At 71.0% G+C, this 15297-nt stretch carries 19 protein-coding genes and 1 tRNA gene; 4 read left to right on the plus strand and 16 right to left on the minus strand.

Features of this window, described 5'->3' with window-relative positions; genetic code table 11:
* Nucleotides 1-51 precede the first annotated feature (51 nt).
* Nucleotides 52-762, plus strand: a complete 711-nt coding sequence (locus ACIBK5_RS24505) for a GAF and ANTAR domain-containing protein (RefSeq protein WP_399022413.1) — start codon at nt 52-54, stop codon at nt 760-762.
* Here the strand turns inward: ACIBK5_RS24505 and ACIBK5_RS24510 are convergent.
* The 3 genes from ACIBK5_RS24510 to ACIBK5_RS24520 all read right to left on the minus strand — a co-directional run bounded on the left by ACIBK5_RS24510 (nt 745) and on the right by ACIBK5_RS24520 (nt 4708).
* A complete protein-coding gene (locus ACIBK5_RS24510; RefSeq protein ID WP_399022414.1) occupies nt 745-1566 on the minus strand; it encodes a YceI family protein in 822 nt (273 codons plus the stop codon). The genes ACIBK5_RS24505 and ACIBK5_RS24510 overlap by 18 nt on opposite strands.
* 90 nt (nt 1567-1656) lie before the next feature.
* Nucleotides 1657-4206, minus strand: coding sequence for an MFS transporter (locus ACIBK5_RS24515; RefSeq protein ID WP_399022416.1), 2550 nt, complete (start codon nt 4204-4206; stop codon nt 1657-1659).
* A 13-nt stretch (nt 4207-4219) separates the two neighbouring features.
* On the minus strand, nt 4220-4708 hold the full coding sequence (locus ACIBK5_RS24520; RefSeq protein ID WP_399022418.1) for a MarR family winged helix-turn-helix transcriptional regulator: 489 nt from the start codon (nt 4706-4708) through the stop codon (nt 4220-4222).
* 216 nt (nt 4709-4924) lie between these two features.
* On the opposite strand from ACIBK5_RS24520, the gene ACIBK5_RS24525 reads away from it, so the two are divergent.
* Nucleotides 4925-5125 (plus strand): hypothetical protein, encoded by a 201-nt coding sequence (locus tag ACIBK5_RS24525; protein WP_399022420.1) that lies wholly within the window; start codon nt 4925-4927, stop codon nt 5123-5125.
* A 361-nt stretch (nt 5126-5486) separates the two neighbouring features.
* Here the strand turns inward: ACIBK5_RS24525 and ACIBK5_RS24530 are convergent, their stop codons facing one another.
* The 8 genes from ACIBK5_RS24530 to ACIBK5_RS24565 all read right to left on the minus strand — a co-directional run bounded on the left by ACIBK5_RS24530 (nt 5487) and on the right by ACIBK5_RS24565 (nt 10052).
* Nucleotides 5487-6392, minus strand: a complete 906-nt coding sequence (locus tag ACIBK5_RS24530) for an RNA polymerase sigma factor SigF (protein ID WP_382492514.1) — start codon at nt 6390-6392, stop codon at nt 5487-5489.
* 267 nt (nt 6393-6659) lie between these two features.
* The gene (locus ACIBK5_RS24535; RefSeq protein WP_399022422.1) at nt 6660-7538 is read right to left on the minus strand and encodes an RNA polymerase sigma factor SigF; all 879 of its coding nucleotides are present in this window, start codon (nt 7536-7538) and stop codon (nt 6660-6662) included.
* Between the two features lie 154 nt (nt 7539-7692).
* A complete protein-coding gene (locus tag ACIBK5_RS24540) occupies nt 7693-7986 on the minus strand; it encodes a Dabb family protein (protein ID WP_399022424.1) in 294 nt (97 codons plus the stop codon).
* Entirely contained in the window at nt 7986-8162 is a 177-nt protein-coding gene (locus ACIBK5_RS24545) for a hypothetical protein (protein ID WP_215120428.1), read from the minus strand. Before ACIBK5_RS24545 ends, ACIBK5_RS24540 begins: the two co-directional genes overlap by 1 nt.
* A gap of 116 nt (nt 8163-8278) precedes the next feature.
* Nucleotides 8279-8363 (minus strand) — tRNA-Ser (locus tag ACIBK5_RS24550).
* Between the two features lie 45 nt (nt 8364-8408).
* Nucleotides 8409-8840 (minus strand): tRNA adenosine(34) deaminase TadA, encoded by a 432-nt coding sequence (gene tadA / locus ACIBK5_RS24555; protein WP_399022427.1) that lies wholly within the window; start codon nt 8838-8840, stop codon nt 8409-8411.
* Between the two features lie 56 nt (nt 8841-8896).
* The gene (locus ACIBK5_RS24560; protein ID WP_399022429.1) at nt 8897-9439 is read right to left on the minus strand and encodes a hypothetical protein; all 543 of its coding nucleotides are present in this window, start codon (nt 9437-9439) and stop codon (nt 8897-8899) included.
* Nucleotides 9440-9818: 379 nt separating this feature from the next.
* Nucleotides 9819-10052: a hypothetical protein gene (locus ACIBK5_RS24565; protein ID WP_399022467.1), complete on the minus strand. Its 234-nt coding sequence runs from the start codon at nt 10050-10052 to the stop codon at nt 9819-9821.
* A gap of 132 nt (nt 10053-10184) precedes the next feature.
* On the opposite strand from ACIBK5_RS24565, the gene upp reads away from it, so the two are divergent.
* A complete protein-coding gene (gene upp / locus ACIBK5_RS24570) occupies nt 10185-10820 on the plus strand; it encodes a uracil phosphoribosyltransferase (protein ID WP_189727300.1) in 636 nt (211 codons plus the stop codon).
* 284 nt (nt 10821-11104) lie between these two features.
* Here the strand turns inward: upp and ACIBK5_RS24575 are convergent, their stop codons facing one another.
* Both ACIBK5_RS24575 and ACIBK5_RS24580 read right to left on the minus strand, forming a co-directional pair.
* Nucleotides 11105-11722 (minus strand): LytR C-terminal domain-containing protein, encoded by a 618-nt coding sequence (locus tag ACIBK5_RS24575; RefSeq protein ID WP_399022469.1) that lies wholly within the window; start codon nt 11720-11722, stop codon nt 11105-11107.
* Between the two features lie 138 nt (nt 11723-11860).
* The gene (locus ACIBK5_RS24580; RefSeq protein ID WP_003999914.1) at nt 11861-12157 is read right to left on the minus strand and encodes a type II toxin-antitoxin system VapB family antitoxin; all 297 of its coding nucleotides are present in this window, start codon (nt 12155-12157) and stop codon (nt 11861-11863) included.
* Between the two features lie 106 nt (nt 12158-12263).
* Between ACIBK5_RS24580 and ACIBK5_RS24585 the strand changes: the two genes are divergently transcribed.
* A complete protein-coding gene (locus ACIBK5_RS24585; protein WP_399022470.1) occupies nt 12264-13865 on the plus strand; it encodes a helicase HerA-like domain-containing protein in 1602 nt (533 codons plus the stop codon).
* Between the two features lie 33 nt (nt 13866-13898).
* Here ACIBK5_RS24585 and ACIBK5_RS24590 read toward each other — a convergent pair whose 3' ends face one another.
* From ACIBK5_RS24590 to ACIBK5_RS24600, 3 genes are all read right to left on the minus strand, one after another.
* Nucleotides 13899-14030 carry a hypothetical protein gene (locus ACIBK5_RS24590; protein WP_399022431.1) on the minus strand — a complete coding sequence of 44 codons (132 nt, stop codon included), beginning with the start codon at nt 14028-14030 and terminating at the stop codon, nt 13899-13901.
* Nucleotides 14031-14097: 67 nt separating this feature from the next.
* A complete protein-coding gene (locus ACIBK5_RS24595; protein WP_399022433.1) occupies nt 14098-14436 on the minus strand; it encodes a hypothetical protein in 339 nt (112 codons plus the stop codon).
* Nucleotides 14437-14559: 123 nt separating this feature from the next.
* Nucleotides 14560-15153 (minus strand): HhH-GPD-type base excision DNA repair protein, encoded by a 594-nt coding sequence (locus ACIBK5_RS24600; RefSeq protein ID WP_399022435.1) that lies wholly within the window; start codon nt 15151-15153, stop codon nt 14560-14562.
* Between the last annotated feature and the right edge of the window lie 144 nt (nt 15154-15297).

The raw sequence follows: 15297 nt of genomic DNA on the forward strand, positions 1-15297 counted from the left end.
CCGGTCAGGTCGGGGGGCGTGCGCGGGCGGCGACGGGATACACGTACGGTCATGAGTTCCGAGACGTCCGACACGCTGGACCAGGCGATGGTGCGCAGCAGTGGTCTCGACACCCTGCTGCACGATCTGACCGACCGTGCGGTGCGAGAGGTGCCCGGCGCCACCGCGTGCAGTATCACCGTGCGCCGTGCCGGGCGGCTGCTCACGCTGGCCGGCAGTGACGGCCTGCCCAGCGGCCTGGACCTGCGCCAGTACGAGAACGGCTCGGGACCGTGCGTCGAGGCCGCCGAGACAGGCGCCGAGCAGTACGCCCCCGAGCTGTCGACGGAGTCCCGCTGGCCGGCGTACACGCGGTACGCGCTGTCCGTGGGCGTCGAGTGTGTGCTGGCCGTGCCCATCGACCTCGACGGCGAGACGGGCGCTGCGCTCAACTTCTACGGCGAGCGCCCCGGGGCGCTCGCGGCGGGCCGGGAGGCGGCCCGTGCGTTCGCGGCACGGGCCGGGGACGCGATCGACGTGGCGCTGCGGATCGAACGCCGGCGCCAGTCCGCGGCCGACGTGCGCACCGCGCTGCTCTCCCGCAGCGTCATCGACCAGGCGATCGGCATCCTCATGGCCCGGGAACGGATCGACGCGCGCATCGCGCTGGAGCGGCTGCGCCGGATCTCGCAGGACCGTAACGTCAAGCTCCGCGACCTGTGCGACCAGTTGGTGGCCAGAGTGTCCCGGCCGTCGGACCCGGCCTCAGGCCGCCGGAAGTGACTCCCCCTGCACGGCCTGGATGTCCAGCTCCACCTTGAGCGTCGTACCGATGGCGGCGATGCCCGCCTGCAGGACCTGGTTGTAGTTCATCGCGAAGTCCTCGCGGTGCAGTTCGGTCGTGGCGCGGAACGCCGCGCGGGTGCCGCCCCACGGGTCCGGGCCGGTGCCGAGGTAGGCGAGGTCCAGGTCGACCGGCCGTACGACACCGTGCATGCCCAGCTCCCCGTGCACGGTCCACCGGTCGGACCCGGCCGCCGTCAGCCCGGTCGACCGGTAGGTGATCTCGGGGAACCGCTCGACGTCGAGAAAGTCCGGCGACTTCAGGTGCCCGTCGCGCATGCCGTTGCCGGTGTCGACGGACGCGGCCCGGATCACCGCCTCCACACGGGACTTGGTGACGTCGTCAGGGGCGATCTCGATCGCCCCTGAGAACTCCGTGAACCGGCCGTGCACGCTGGAGATGCCCAGGTGCTGCGCCACGGCGGCCACACTGGAGTGCACCGGGTCGACGGTCCACGGGCCGGGCGGCGGCAGTTCGGTGCCGCCCTGCCGCGCCAGCGTCACCGAGCCGACCTCGGCCCGGCCGCTCGCGGTCACGATCACACTGGAGGCCGCGGGCGCATAGCCCACCGCCGTGACGATGACGGTGTAGGCCCCCGCCTCCAGCGGCGTCGCGTCCCGCACGGCGCCTTCCGCGTCGGCCTCGGCCCGCAGCACCTGCGCGCCCCTCATGTCCGCCACCGTGACGACCGCGTGCGACACGGCCCAACCGTCCCGGGTACGGATCCTCGCGGTCAGTCCCATCTCAGCTGCTCCTCAGAAAGAAACCGGCCCGCGACAGGGGGCGCACCTCCGCTCAGAGCGCGCCCCACCCGCCACGGGCCGGGGTCCGTACTACTCGCCGGGGTGGGCGAGTTCGATGTCGTGGCCGTCCGCGCCGGCGCCCGTGACCGTCAGGGCGGTGGCCACCGGCGGGTAGCCCGTGGCGATGACGGTGTACTCGCCACCGTCCAGGTCGGTGAAGGCGTACGCCCCGTCCGTGCCGGTCGTGGCCGAGCCGACGACATTGCCCGCCTGGTCGACCAGCGTCACCCGGGCATCGGCCAGCGGCCCGTGCGGAGCCCGCACGACGCCCTGGACGCGAGCGCCCGAGTCCAGGTCCAGCTCGACCCGGGTGACCCCGGTGCCGGCCACCTCGACGGGCAGGGCCCGCGGCCGGTACCCGGCGGCGTTCACCGCGACGGTCACCGCCCCCGGCACCAGCTCGGCGAAGGAGAACTCGCCCTGCTCACCGGTGGTCCCGTTGGCCAGCAGATCGCCACGCACATCGGTCACGATGACCATCGCGTCCTTCACCGGCAGCCCGTTCTCGGCGGCCCGTACCAGACCGGTCAGCCCGCTGGTGCCGCTGAGCAGGATGTCGTACGCGACCGGCTCGCCGTTCACCACGACCGTGGACGCCTGCGGCTGGAAGCCGTCGGCGGAGGCGATCAGCACATACGACCCGGAGCCCGGGGCGTCCACCGCGTACGAGCCGTCGGCCTGCGCCACGGACCGGCCCAGCTGACGCCCGGCCAGCGAGATCAGCGTGACGGCGGCCTGCGGCACGGGCGCGGACTCGGCGCCGCGGACAAACCCGTGAACGGGGACGCCGGGAGTACCGCCGGAGGCCTCCTCCGCCCGGACCGCCGTGGCGACGGCGGCAAGCCGCTGCGTGCCCTCGGTCCCGGTGCCGTCGACGGCCTCGCTCTCCGCCACGGCCCAGCTCGGCACGGCCTTCTCAGCGGCGGCGGGAGCCTCGACGGCCGCCGCGGCGGGAGTCTCCGCGGCCGTCTCCGGCTCGGCGGCCTGCGCCAGCCCACCCTTCGTCTTCAACGGGACCTCCTTGATGAACAGCGACACCAGCAGGGCGAGCAGCGCCAACGGGGCCGAGTAGAGGAACACGTCCGCGACACCGTGCCCGTAGGCGCTCTCCACGACGGTGCGCAGCGGCGCGGGCATCGCGTCGAGGTCGGGGATGCCGCCCCCGCCCGTGCCGGCGTGACCGAAGGCCGCGCCCTTCGCACCGAGGTCGGCGAGGCCGTCCTTGACATAGTCGGTGATCTTGTTGCCCAGGACCGCGCCCAGCGCCGAGACGCCGACGGCACCGCCCAGGGACCGGAAGAAGGTCACCGTGGAGCTGGCGGCGCCCAGGTCGCCCGGCTCCACCTGGTTCTGCGTGCAGAGCACCAGGTTCTGCATCATCATGCCGATGCCGAGGCCCAGCAGCGCCATGAAGGCCGCGATGTGCCAGTACTCGGTGTCGTACCGGATCGTGCTCAGCAGGCCGAGGCCCGCCGTCACCAGCACACCACCGGCGACCAGCCACCCCTTCCAGCGCCCGGTCCGGGTGATGACCTGGCCGGAGACGGTGGAGGAGACGAACAGGCCGGCGATCATCGGAATGGTCATGACCCCGGACATCGTCGGCGACTTGTCCCGCGCCAGCTGGAAGTACTGGCTGAAGAACACGGTCCCCGAGAACATCGCGACACCGACGAACAGTGAGGCGACGGAGGCCAGCGTGATGGTCCGGTTGCGGAACAGCCGCAGCGGAATGATCGGCTCACTGGCCTTCGCCTCGACGAGCACGAACACCGCCAGCAGCACGACCGAACCGCCGACCATCGCGTACGTCTGCCAGGACAGCCAGTCGTACTTGTCACCGGCGAAGGTCACCCAGACCAGCAGCAGGCAGACGGCCGCGCTGATGAAGAAGGCGCCGGCCCAGTCGACCTTGACCTTCCGCTTCACCACGGGCAGGTGCAGGGTCTTCTGCAGCACGATCAGGGCGATCACGGCGAAGGGCACGCCGACGTAGAAGCACCAGCGCCAGCCGAGCCAGTCGGTGTCGGTGATGACACCGCCGACCAGCGGGCCGCCGACCATGGCCGTCGCGAAGACGGCACCCAGGTAGCCGTTGTAGCGGCCGCGCTCACGGGGCGAGATCATCGCCGCCATGATGATCTGGGCCAGCGCGGAGAGACCGCCCATGCCGATGCCCTGGACCGCGCGGAACGTGATCAGCATGCCGGGGTTCTGCGACATGCCCGCCGCGGCCGACCCCAGCACGAATATGACCAGGGCGAGCTGGATCAGCAGCTTCTTGGAGAACAGGTCGGCGAGCTTGCCCCACAGCGGCGTGGACGCCGTCATCGTCAGCAGGGACGCGGTCACGACCCAGGTGTAGGCGCTCTGGCCGCCACCGAGGTCGCCGATGATCCGGGGCAGGGCGTTGGAGACGATCGTCGACGACAGGATCGCGACGAACATGCCGAGCAGAAGGCCGGTGAGGGCCTCCATGATCTGCCGGTGCGTCATCGGAGTGCCGTCGCCGGCGGAGCTGTGCGAGCCTCCCCCGTGCTTGGCATGAGCCCGCACACCGGCTGGTGTGGTCGTTGCCATGGGCTTCCTTTTCTTACGTGCTTGCGGGTGTACGGGTGGTCTGTTCGACAGCGGGTGGTGCCGCCCGGGGCGCGGGCCGGCAGTCGAAGCTCTCCCGCAGCCGTGCCATCAGCTGCGTGAGCCGGCGGACGTCCTCGTCGGGCCAGTCGCTCAGGCGCTCTTCCAGCACCTCGGTGGTCCGCCGGGACAGCTCGTCGAGCTGTGCGTGGCCCGCGGGTGTGAGGCGCAGGATGCGTGAGCGTTTGTCCGCGGGGTCGGGGGAGCGTTCGATCCAGCCCCGGTCCACGACGTGCGCGACATGGCGGCTGGTGACCGACATGTCCACCGCGAGCAGCTCGGCGAGCTTGCTCATGCGCATGTCGCCGTGGCGGCCCAGCAGGGTCAGAACGGCTGCCGACCCGCCGGGGCATTCGGCCGGCATGATCCGGCCGAGCTCCCGCTTCACGGCGCCGAAGGCACTGAACTGGCGGACCAGCTCTTCGTACTGCGCCCTCTCGGCCATGACACCTCCCGCTTTCGTTGCTTAGGGCAACCATAGGAGCCGTTGGTTGCTGAAGGCAAATAAAGGAGGTGAATGCGGCATCAAAACTTGGCAAAGGCAAGTATTGCGTCAGTAAATGTGCTGGTGGCGAGCCTGGCGGTACGGGGTCAGTCAGGTGCAAACGGAAGGCGAACCCCCACTTGGGGAGTCCGGGCGTTTTCGCTAGGGTCTCGGGCCATGGCTAACAACCAGGCCCCCCAGGGCAATCACGACCCTGCCGGCAACACCCAGATGTTCCGCGCGTTCGTCGACGAGGCGCCGCAGGGGCGGCAGGCCGCGGCGACGGGCGCCGGCGGCGGGCCGCGTGTCGGCCTCATCCTCGGTGTAGTCGTCGCCGTAGCGATCGTCGCGGCGGTGGCTTGGCTGGCGCTGGCGTAAGTCACTGAGCACCCGGCGTTTCCGCTGAGGCCGGGTGGGTGCGCAGCCCGGCGCGGCGGGGTGCCTCCCCCACTCTCGGCTTCGCTCGAGCGGGGGGACCCCCACCGCCCACCCGTGCCGCCCCTAGCGGCACGCATGCCCGCAGCTAGGGCGGTGCGCATGCCCGCGGCTAGGGCACGACGTGTCCGCACCCGCCGACGTACGCAAGGGGACGTGTCGGGGGGTGTCCGCCCGCAGCGGTTGGCGCGTCAACGAACAGTGAGCCGGTTCGCAAGTCCATCGCGCCGATCCGAGGACGGACACCCCCCGGCGCGGCCCCGACCCGCCACCGGCGAGCAGGCGACCGCGCCACAACCCCCGGTCAGTCCGAGATCAGCCCTTCCCGCAGCTGAGCCAGCGTCCGCGTCAGCAGCCGGGAGACGTGCATCTGCGAGATGCCGACCTCCTCGCCGATCTGCGACTGCGTCATGTTCGCGAAGAAGCGAAGCATGATGATCCGCCGCTCACGAGGCGGCAGCTTGGCCAGCAGCGGCTTCAGGGACTCCCGGTACTCCACGCCCTCCAGCGCGGTGTCCTCGTACCCCAGCCGGTCCGCCAGCGACCCCTCGCCGCCGTCGTCCTCGGGCGCCGGGGAGTCCAGTGAGGACGCCGTGTACGCGTTGCCCACGGCGAGGCCGTCGACCACGTCCTCCTCGGACACGCCCAGCACGGCCGCGAGTTCGGTGACCGTGGGAGACCGGTCGAGCTTCTGGGAGAGCTCGTCGCTCGCCTTGGTCAGGGCCAGGCGCAACTCCTGCAGCCGGCGCGGCACCCGCACCGACCACGACGTGTCCCGGAAGAAGCGCTTGATCTCCCCGACCACCGTCGGCATCGCGAACGTCGGGAACTCCACCCCGCGTTCGCAGTCGAACCGGTCGATCGCCTTGATCAGCCCGATCGTGCCGACCTGGACGATGTCCTCCATCGGCTCGTTCCGCGACCGGAACCGTGCCGCGGCGTACCGCACCAGCGGCAGATTGAGCTCGATCAGCGTGTCACGGACGTACGCACGCTCGGGGCTGTCCTCGTCGAGCGCGGCCAGCCGCAGGAACAGGGAGCGGGACAGGGTGCGGGTGTCGATGGCGCCCGCGGTCGGAATCACCGGGGCGGGCTCGGCCGCCAGGACGGCCGGAGCATCATCGATGGGGCCGAGTGAGTCGAGAGCATGGGGAGCTGTCTCGCTCTCCGCGAGCGTGAGCACCTTCGAGCTGCCCTGTTCTGCGGACATGCCACCCCCTTTGGGTCGCGGGACGGTCGCGGCGAACGCTCCCGTCTGAGGAACGCAGCCTTCACCTGAATACCGGCGCCGAAGCCCCGGCAAACGCGCTTCCCGCAGAATGTCACATGTCGGCAACACGCTGTAGTGACATGTCGACATCTGAGACGCGAATCCGCCCTGCAAACAAGGGGTCTGACGGCCTGTCGGCCCGGAACCGCCGGGAACGCCCTGATCAGCGATTCCCTCGCCCAGGTGACCTCTCGCTCCTGTTTGCGGTTACGCCTCGATCCGGTTCGCAGACCGCAACCGCTGGAAGCTACGCGCGAGTAGCCGCGAGACATGCATCTGCGAAACTCCGAGCTCCGCGCTGATCTGAGACTGCGTGAGATTGCTGTAGTACCGCAGCAGCAGAATCCGCTGCTCCCGCTCGGGCAGCTGTACGAGCAGATGCCGTACGAGATCCCGGTGCTCCACGCCGTCCAGCGCGGGGTCCTCGTAGCCGAGCCGGTCCAGCAGCCCCGGCAGCCCGTCGCCCTCCTGCGCGGCCTCCAGTGAGGTCGCGTGGTACGACCGCCCGGCCTCGATGCAGGACAGCACCTCGTCCTCGGTGATGCGCAGCCGCTCGGCGATCTCCGAGGTCGTCGGCGTGCGCCCGAAGGAGGTGGTCAGGTCCTCCGTCGCGCTGTTGACCTGCACCCACAGCTCGTGCAGCCGGCGCGGCACATGGACCGTACGGACGTTGTCGCGGAAGTACCGCTTGATCTCGCCGACGACCGTCGGCATCGCGAACGTCGGGAACTGCACGCCCCGGTCCGGGTCGAAGCGGTCGATGGCGTTGATGAGCCCGATCGTGCCGACCTGGACGACGTCCTCCATCGGCTCGTTGCGGGAGCGGAAACGGGCGGCCGCATAGCGCACGAGCGGGAGGTTGGCCTCGATGAGCGCCCCGCGCACCCGGTCGTGCTCCGGCGTGCCCGGCTGGAGATCCTTGAGCTGGGCGAAGAGGACCTGGGTGAGGGCGCGGGTGTCGGCGCCACGGCTCCGCTGGGGAGTCGCTTCCGTGGAGGGTTCCGAGGAGGGTGCCTGAGGCGCAGTACTGGCCAGCACGGTCAACTCCACCTCGTCATCCGTCAACCCATCAGTCAACTCTTCCATCAAAAGCGGTCATAGCATCACAAGACATGTCCACTGTGTGCAAGCACCCCATAACTACGTGTTGAGGGATGAAATACCTCAGCGATCGGCACACACCACGGAAGAACCCCCCGTCGGAACGACGGGGGGCTCGATGTGCCGGGGGCCGAGGGCCTCAGAACTCGTAGTCGGCGATCACCCACGTGGCGAACTCGCGCCACAGCGCGACACCCGCCTGGTGGTCGGGATGCTCCACGTACCGGCGCAGCGCGTCCGCGTCGTCGAAGGCCGAGTTGATGGCGAAGTCATGGGCGATGGGACGGTCGCTGATGTTCCAGCCGAGCTCCCAGAAACGGATCTCGGAGACCGTGCCCTCCAGTGCGCGGAAGGCCTCGACGCCCTTCACGACGCGCGGGTCGTCGCGCTCGACGCCCTCGTGGAGCTTGAAGAGGACCAGGTGGCGAATCATCACTTTCCTCCGTCGGCGACCCACGTGGCGAAGTCGCCGAGGGCCTTGGCGGCGTCCGATATGCCCTGGAACCCTACCTGGACGTAGTCGGCGGCCTTCTCCGGATCCGTGATGATCACGTACGCCACGAAGACCACGACGACGTAGACGGCGACCTTCTTCGCGTTCACCGCCATCGCGGCCTCCCCTGTCCCTGGTGTCCCATGCAGCGCACATGATCGCACGAAGGTCCGAGGACACGAAGGGGCAGATCGCACGAAGGGCCCCGTCTTGCGACGGGGCCCTTCTCAAGCGGTAGCGGAGGGATTTGAACCCTCGGTGACTTGCGCCACACTCGCTTTCGAGGCGAGCTCCTTCGGCCGCTCGGACACGCTACCGAGGGAGACCTTACAGCAAGGTCCGGCGTGCTCCGAAATCAGTATTCAGCGGTTCCGGAAGAAGTCGCTCAGCAGCCGCGCGCACTCCCCGGCGAGCACGCCCTCGATCACCTCGGGCCGGTGGTTGAGCCGCCGGTCGCGGACCAGGTCCCAGAGGGAACCGGCCGCGCCGGCCTTCTCGTCGCGGGCGCCGTAGACGAGACGGTCGACGCGGGACTGCTGGATGGCGCCCGCGCACATCGTGCAGGGCTCCAGCGTCACCACGAGGGTGCAGCCGGCGAGCCGCCACCCGCCCAGCCCGGCCGCGGCCCGGCGGATGGCGAGGATCTCCGCGTGGGCTGTGGGGTCGCCGCCGGCCTCGCGTTCGTTGTGCCCGGCCGCGAGCACGGTCGTGCCGTCCGGGGCCAGTACGACGGCGCCGACGGGGACGTCCCCGCCCCGGACGGCCTCGGCGGCCTCGTCCAGGGCGAGTCGCATCGCGGGGTGCCAGGGGTCACGTACCGGATCCGGCGGTCCTGGGGCGACGGGACCGGTCAGCGGACGGTCTCCAGCGTCTCCGAGGCGCCCAGGGACTCGGCGATCTCGGTGACGGCCTCCGTCGACATCAGGCGCAGCTCCTTCTCGCCGACGCCCAGGTCGTCGAGGATCTGGGCGTCGCCGACCGGGCCGTGCGGGACGGCGTCGGCGGAGCCGGCGGGCCCGTCGCCGTCGTCGGCATCGGCTTCGTCCTCGGCGGGTTCACCGTCCTCGGTGCCGTCGAGGTCGAGGGCGTCCAGGTCGTCCCCGTTGTCGGGATCCCGGCCGAGCAGTTCGTCGGTGAGCAGGATCTCGCCGTAGCTGCTGCGGGCAGCGGCGGCGGCGTCCGAGACGTAGATACGAGGGTCGTCCTCGCCGTCCACGCGGACGACGCCGAACCAGGCGTCCTCCTGCTCGATGAGCACGAGCACCGTGTCCTCGTCGGGGGAGGATTCACGGGCCAGGTCGGCCAGATCCGACAGGGTTTCCACATCGTCGAGCTCTGTGTCGCTCGCTTTCCACCCGTCTTCGGTGCGCGCGAGCAGTGCGGCGAAGTACACCGTGACTCTCCCACTGGTCAGAGGCGTGCCGGTTGGGGGTCCCCCCGGCGGAGGTTGAGGGCGGGGAGTGCTCGTCCGAGCCCCGCCCACTCGGAATCGTGGCAGAAACAAGGCGTTCAGGGGACGTCTTCGGCACCCTGTGTCCGGCACTTTTGATCGCACGCCCGTTGCCGCCACCAGCGGATCGTACGCGGCTTTCCCCCACTCCACGCACGGTCATCGCGACAACGCCCGCGCGGTTCGTGATCTTCTCCGACGGTTTCCTCACCCGTTTCCTACCGGCGGAACGCGCGTGGTTCCGGCAGCGGAGCATCCGGGTCCCACCGGCGGAACCTGAGTGGCCCCTACCGGTGGACGGCGTGTCCGGTGTGGGGCGGTCTCACCAGCGGAACGTGCGCATGCGCATGGCGTGTCGCAGGCGGGCTGTCTTGGCGCGGCGCGGCTGGACCCGGTCGCGCAGTTCGCGGGCCTCGGCGAGGTCGCGCAGGAAGCGGGCGCGGCGTCGGCGGCGCTCGGCGGACGACACGTCCGGCTCGTCCGTCCGGTCGGCCGCCGGGTCCGCCCCGGGCCATGCGCGCGGCGACAGATCTTCTCGGAAATCCCGGTCGGGCATCTGGCTCATCACCCCCAGTTCGTCCTTCCCGCCTTCCCCCGGACGGGCGATTGACGCCGGCGAAACGGGTGACAGACCTCCCGCGGGCTTGCCGTGCGAGCGGTGTCACCCGGCCCGGCTACTGTTGTGGACATGCGTCTCCACGTCGTCGACCACCCACTGGTCGCCCACAAGCTCACCACGCTGCGCGACCAGCGCACTGACTCCGCGACCTTCCGCCGTCTCGCCGACGAGCTGGTCACCCTGCTCGCCTACGAGGCCACGCGCGACGTGCGCACGGAGCAGGTCGACATCCGGACGCCGGTGGCCACGACCACGGGCGTCAAGCTCTCCCACCCGCGCCCCCTGGTGGTGCCGATCCTGCGCGCCGGGCTCGGCATGCTGGACGGCATGGTCCGGCTGCTGCCGACCGCCGAGGTGGGCTTCCTCGGCATGATCCGCAACGAGGAGACGCTCGAGGCCTCCACGTACGCGACGCGGATGCCGGAGGACCTGTCGGGACGTCAGGTGTACGTGCTGGACCCGATGCTCGCCACCGGCGGCACGCTGGTCGCGGCGATCCAGGAGCTGATCAAGCGCGGCGCCGACGACGTGACCGCCGTGGTGCTGCTGGCCGCCCCGGAGGGCGTCGAGATCATGGAGCGCGAGCTGGCCGGCACCCCGGTGACGGTCGTGACCGCCTCGGTCGACGAGCGCCTGAACGAGCACGGCTACATCGTTCCGGGCCTCGGCGACGCGGGCGACCGGATGTACGGCGCGGCGGAGTAATCCCCGGGCCCAAGGCCCGGGAGTAGGCCGCCGGACCAAGGCCCCGGAGTCAGCCCCCGGAGTAATCCCGGGGACCAAGCCCCGTGACCAAGCCCCCGGAGTAGGCCGCCGGACCAAGGACCGGCCCCGGCCCAAGGCCCCTGAGTAAGCCCCCGGGACCAAGTCCCCGGAGCAGGCCGCCGGAACAAGGCACCGGACCAAGGACCGGCCCGGCCCAAGCCTTCAGATCAAGGGCCGCCCCCCTACCAAAGCCCCCGGCCCCCAGACCCGCTCTCGGCGGCCCCTCAGCAGCCCTTCTTCGGTGTCGCCGCCGGCTCGGGCCTGGCCAGCTTGGTCAGGGCCCAGTCGGCGTCGGGCTGCTTCGCCAGTGCCTTGAAGCCGTCGCCGATGACGAGGTCGACGGCGGCACCCTTGCGCGCCGCCTCGGTACGCCGTTCGGCGTCCGGCAGCTGCGTGCCGAGCACGGGCAGCGAGGTGTCGAGCGCGGCGGCGGGCCCGAGCAGCACGCCGGTGCCCTTGACCTTCTTGTCGTACTGCTTGGTCGCGTTGCCCACGTCGCCGATCTTGAAGCCGCGCTTCTTCAGCTCGTCGGCGGTCTTCTTCGCCAGACCGCCGCGGGTGGTGGCGTTGAAGACGTTGACCGTGATCGTGCGCGGCTCGGGCAGCGCCTTGGCGGCGGGCGAGGCGCTCGCCTTGGTCCTGGGGGCGCAGTCCGTGCCGTCGCCGGCTGCCGAAGCCTTTCTGCCGCCGCCGGTGAAGACATCGATGAGCTGCAGGGTGCCCCAGCCGCCCACGCCGAGGACGGTGACGGAGGCGACGACCGCGACGACGAGCCTGCCGCGCCGCCGGGGCCCGCGCATCCGGGGGTACTTGTTGCCCGTGATGCGGTACTTGCCGCCCATGCCGGGGGGAGTCAGCATGCTCATGAGCGCAGCGTAGTGCGCCTGGGCGACGATGCCTACTAGATGATCATTCGACATCGCCCAGACGGACCAGACGAACCCGAAAGGCGGCCCTTCTACCGGTTTACCGGCGAGGGATCAGTCGAGCTCGAGCACGCGCGCGTGCAGCACCTGGCGCTGCTGGAGCGCCGCCCGCACCGCGCGGTGCAGGCCGTCCTCCAGGTACAGATCGCCCTGCCACTTCACGACGTGCGCGAAGAGGTCGCCGTAGAACGTCGAGTCCTCGGCGAGGAGGGTTTCCAGGTCCAGCTGCCCCTTGGTCGTCACGAGCTGATCGAGGCGGACCGGGCGCGGCGCGACGTCCGCCCACTGCCGGGTGCTTTCCCGGCCGTGGTCGGGGTACGGCCGGCCGTTTCCGATGCGCTTGAAGATCACACGGAAAGCCTACCGGGCCAGACGTTCCGGGCGCAGCCATGGCGCCGTAGTGCGACGCTGAAAAAAACCCCACAAGGCGGTACGAACCGGGAACAGGGGCGTGAATATGCCGGACCGCGAGACCATGCCGTCGGCCCCGGCTCCGGAAGTGTCGGAGCGTGCCGCCGCCCTCCCGCAGGAGGCCTTGAAGATCGCCTCCGGCTACGCCTTCTCCGGCCCCGCCCTGCAGCTGGGCGCCCTGCTGTGGGACGGGCGGTGCCTGCCGGACGCGCAGATCCGGGTGCCGCTGGCGATGCTCAACCGCCACGGCCTGGTCGCGGGCGCCACCGGAACCGGCAAGACCAAGACGCTCCAGCTGATCGCGGAGCAGCTGTCCGCGCAGGGTGTGCCCGTCTTCCTCGCCGACATCAAGGGCGACCTCTCCGGGATCGCGGCGCCGGGCCGCCCGGACGCCCGGGTGGAGGGCCGGGCCAAGGATGTCCACCAGCGCTGGACGGCGACGGGTTTCCCGGCCGAGTACTACGCCCTCGGCGGCATCGGGCGCGGTATCCCCGTCCGGGCCACGGTCACCGGCTTCGGACCGCTGCTGCTGTCCAAGGTGCTGCGGCTGAACCGGACCCAGGAGCAGTCCCTCGCCCTGATCTTCCACTACGCCGACGGCAAGGGCCTGGAGCTGATCGACCTCAAGGACCTCAGGGCGGTCGTGACCTTCCTGACCTCGGACGAGGGCCGCCAGGAGCTGAAGACGATCGGCGGTCTGTCCGCCGCCACGGCCGGGGTGATCCTGCGGTCCCTGACGGCCTTCGAGGCGCAGGGCGCGTCCGGCTTCTTCGGGGAGCCGGAGTTCGACACGGCCGAGTTGCTCCGGACGGGTGAGGACGGACGCGGCATCGTCTCCGTCCTGGAGCTGAGCGCCGTACAGGACCGGCCGCAGCTGTTCTCGACGTTCCTGATGTGGCTGCTCGCCGACCTCTTCCACGATCTGCCCGAGCTCGGCGACGCCGACAAGCCCCGGCTGGTGTTCTTCCTCGACGAGGCGCATCTGCTCTTCGACGACGCCTCCGAGGCGTTCCTGGAGTCGATCACGCAGACCGTGCGCCTGATTCGCTCGAAAGGGGTCGGCGTCTTCTTCGTGACGCAGACCCCGAAGGACGTACCCGCCGATGTCCTCGCCCAGCTCGGCAACCGCGTCCAGCATGCGTTGCGCGCCTTCACCCCCGACGACCAGAAGGCCCTGAACGCCACGGTGAAGACCTTCCCGAAGTCCCCCTACGACCTCGAAGAGGTGCTGACCGGCCTGGGGACGGGCGAGGCGGTGGTGACCGTGCTGAGCGAGAAGGGCGCCCCGACGCCCGTCGCCGCGACCCGGCTGCGCGCGCCCGAGTCCCTGATGGGTCCGGTCGGCGAGGAGGCCCTGGAACGGGCGGTGCGGGAGTCGCCGCTGTACGAGCGGTACGCCCGGGCGGTGGACCGGGAGTCGGCGTACGAGCGGCTGACGGGCGGGCGGGGCGGCCGCGGGGCGAAGGGGCCGGACGAGATGCGGGAGGCCACCGCCCCCGTGGAGGAGGAACGGCCGTCCGCCGTGGAGCAGGTGGTCGGCAGCGGGGTGTTCAAGTCCCTGGCCCGGTCCGTGGGGACGCAGATCGGGCGGGAGATCACCCGGTCGCTGTTCGGGACGGCTCGGCGTTCGGGGCGGCGGAGGCGCTAGTTCTTCTCTGACCGCCTCCGCCGCTCGGGTGGTTCAGCCGCGTTCCCGTTCCTTCGGGGGCTGCTGCGGCTTCCGTGTGTCCGGCTCGGAAGGGGGCTTGGGAGCGCTGCGGGCGGCCTCCGCGCGCAGCAGGGCGCGCAGGACGGCGTACGGGTCTTGAAGCATGGCTGTTCCTCGTCGTTCCTCGTGGTTCCTGTTCCGTGCGGGGCTGAGGGACCGGTGTCCGGTCCGGTCAGCAGCGCAGGACCTCGGACCGCGGGGGGCGAGGGGCGGGCGGCGGGCCCGGCGGTACGGGCGCGGGGCGCGGGGCGGTGCGGGCGGGCCCGGGGGCCGGGAGCGGGGCGGGGCGCAGCGGTACGGCGGTGCGCCGGGCGGCCCGGGCCGACGGGCGCAGGGCTGTGTCGAGGACGTCGCACTCGACGGCGGTGCTCTCCCCGGAGACGGCGGCCGTCGGCCCCGTGTGCGCCTCGGCGTGCGCGCCCGGCACGAGCAGGGCGAGCAGCAGGACGAGCACCCGCGGCCACGCGCTCAGGCGGGTGACGCGGGGGACCTGCCGCGGTGCGGGGGTCACGGCAGGTCGTTCCCCGTCGCGGGTGGGGTGTGACCGTGGGGCATGGTCCATGCTCGGACCGGGCCGGAGGGGCCCGCCACCCGGGACGGGCCAGGAGGCTGACGCCCGCGTGCCGGCGGGCTGTTACCGGCCGGCGGCCTTCGCCGCCTTGGCGGCCGCCTTCATCTCCTGCTTGTGCGCCCGGACCTTGACGAGCGACTCGGGGCCGGTGATGTCGGCGACCGAGCGGAAGGACTCCGGTTCGCCGTAGGAGCCCGCGGCCTCCCGCCATCCGGTCGGCTGCACGCCGAGCTGCTTGCCGAGCAGGGCCAGGAAGATCTGGGCCTTCTGCTTGCCGAAGCCCGGCAGGTCGGCCAGCCGCTTCAGCAGTTCCCTGCCGGTGCCGACGTCCTTCCAGACGGCCTCGGCGTCACCGTCGTAGTGCTCGACGAGGTACTGGCACAGCTGCTGGATCCGTTTGGCCATGGAGCCCGGGTAGCGGTGCACCGCCGGCTTCTGCGAGAGCAGCGCGGCGAAGGCCTCGGGTTCGTGTGCGGCGATCTCGTGCGCGTCCAGGTCGTCCGTGCCGAGCCGCTGGGCCATCGTCGCAGGACCCTTGAACGCCCACTCCATCGGGACTTGCTGGTCCAGCAGCATCCCGACCAGTGCGGCGAGCGGACTGCGGCCGAGCAGCGCGTCGGCCTCGGGGTCCTGGGCGAGGTGAAGGGTGACGTCCATGCCCCGATCATCTCCCGGCCCGGGCCCGCCCGCGCTCCCGCGGCAGGCCCTAGGTGTATTGATCACGAGCGTTGTTAACGCTGGCCGGGCTTGATCATGGCGAAGACCTCCGGTGTGGTGGAGCTGTCTAGGACTGCACCGCAC

It is taken from the genome of Streptomyces sp. NPDC050546 (assembly GCF_044457425.1).
In the GTDB taxonomy this organism is placed as follows: domain Bacteria; phylum Actinomycetota; class Actinomycetes; order Streptomycetales; family Streptomycetaceae; genus Streptomyces.

Excerpts from the sequence above, each read along its gene's own strand:
- ACIBK5_RS24505 (WP_399022413.1), top strand. The coding sequence starts at position 52 with ATGAGTTCCGAGACGTCCGACACGCTGGACCAGGCGATGGTGCGCAGC.
- ACIBK5_RS24510 (WP_399022414.1), bottom strand. The coding sequence starts at position 1,566 with ATGGGACTGACCGCGAGGATCCGTACCCGGGACGGTTGGGCCGTGTCG.
- ACIBK5_RS24515 (WP_399022416.1), bottom strand. The coding sequence starts at position 4,206 with ATGGCAACGACCACACCAGCCGGTGTGCGGGCTCATGCCAAGCACGGG.
- ACIBK5_RS24520 (WP_399022418.1), bottom strand. The coding sequence starts at position 4,708 with ATGGCCGAGAGGGCGCAGTACGAAGAGCTGGTCCGCCAGTTCAGTGCC.
- ACIBK5_RS24525 (WP_399022420.1), top strand. The coding sequence starts at position 4,925 with ATGGCTAACAACCAGGCCCCCCAGGGCAATCACGACCCTGCCGGCAAC.
- ACIBK5_RS24530 (WP_382492514.1), bottom strand. The coding sequence starts at position 6,392 with ATGTCCGCAGAACAGGGCAGCTCGAAGGTGCTCACGCTCGCGGAGAGC.
- ACIBK5_RS24535 (WP_399022422.1), bottom strand. The coding sequence starts at position 7,538 with ATGGAAGAGTTGACTGATGGGTTGACGGATGACGAGGTGGAGTTGACC.
- ACIBK5_RS24540 (WP_399022424.1), bottom strand. The coding sequence starts at position 7,986 with ATGATTCGCCACCTGGTCCTCTTCAAGCTCCACGAGGGCGTCGAGCGC.
- ACIBK5_RS24545 (WP_215120428.1), bottom strand. The coding sequence starts at position 8,162 with ATGGCGGTGAACGCGAAGAAGGTCGCCGTCTACGTCGTCGTGGTCTTC.
- tadA (WP_399022427.1), bottom strand. The coding sequence starts at position 8,840 with ATGCGACTCGCCCTGGACGAGGCCGCCGAGGCCGTCCGGGGCGGGGAC.
- ACIBK5_RS24565 (WP_399022467.1), bottom strand. The coding sequence starts at position 10,052 with ATGCCCGACCGGGATTTCCGAGAAGATCTGTCGCCGCGCGCATGGCCC.
- upp (WP_189727300.1), top strand. The coding sequence starts at position 10,185 with ATGCGTCTCCACGTCGTCGACCACCCACTGGTCGCCCACAAGCTCACC.
- ACIBK5_RS24575 (WP_399022469.1), bottom strand. The coding sequence starts at position 11,722 with ATGGGCGGCAAGTACCGCATCACGGGCAACAAGTACCCCCGGATGCGC.
- ACIBK5_RS24585 (WP_399022470.1), top strand. The coding sequence starts at position 12,264 with ATGCCGGACCGCGAGACCATGCCGTCGGCCCCGGCTCCGGAAGTGTCG.
- ACIBK5_RS24590 (WP_399022431.1), bottom strand. The coding sequence starts at position 14,030 with ATGCTTCAAGACCCGTACGCCGTCCTGCGCGCCCTGCTGCGCGCGGAG.
- ACIBK5_RS24600 (WP_399022435.1), bottom strand. The coding sequence starts at position 15,153 with ATGGACGTCACCCTTCACCTCGCCCAGGACCCCGAGGCCGACGCGCTG.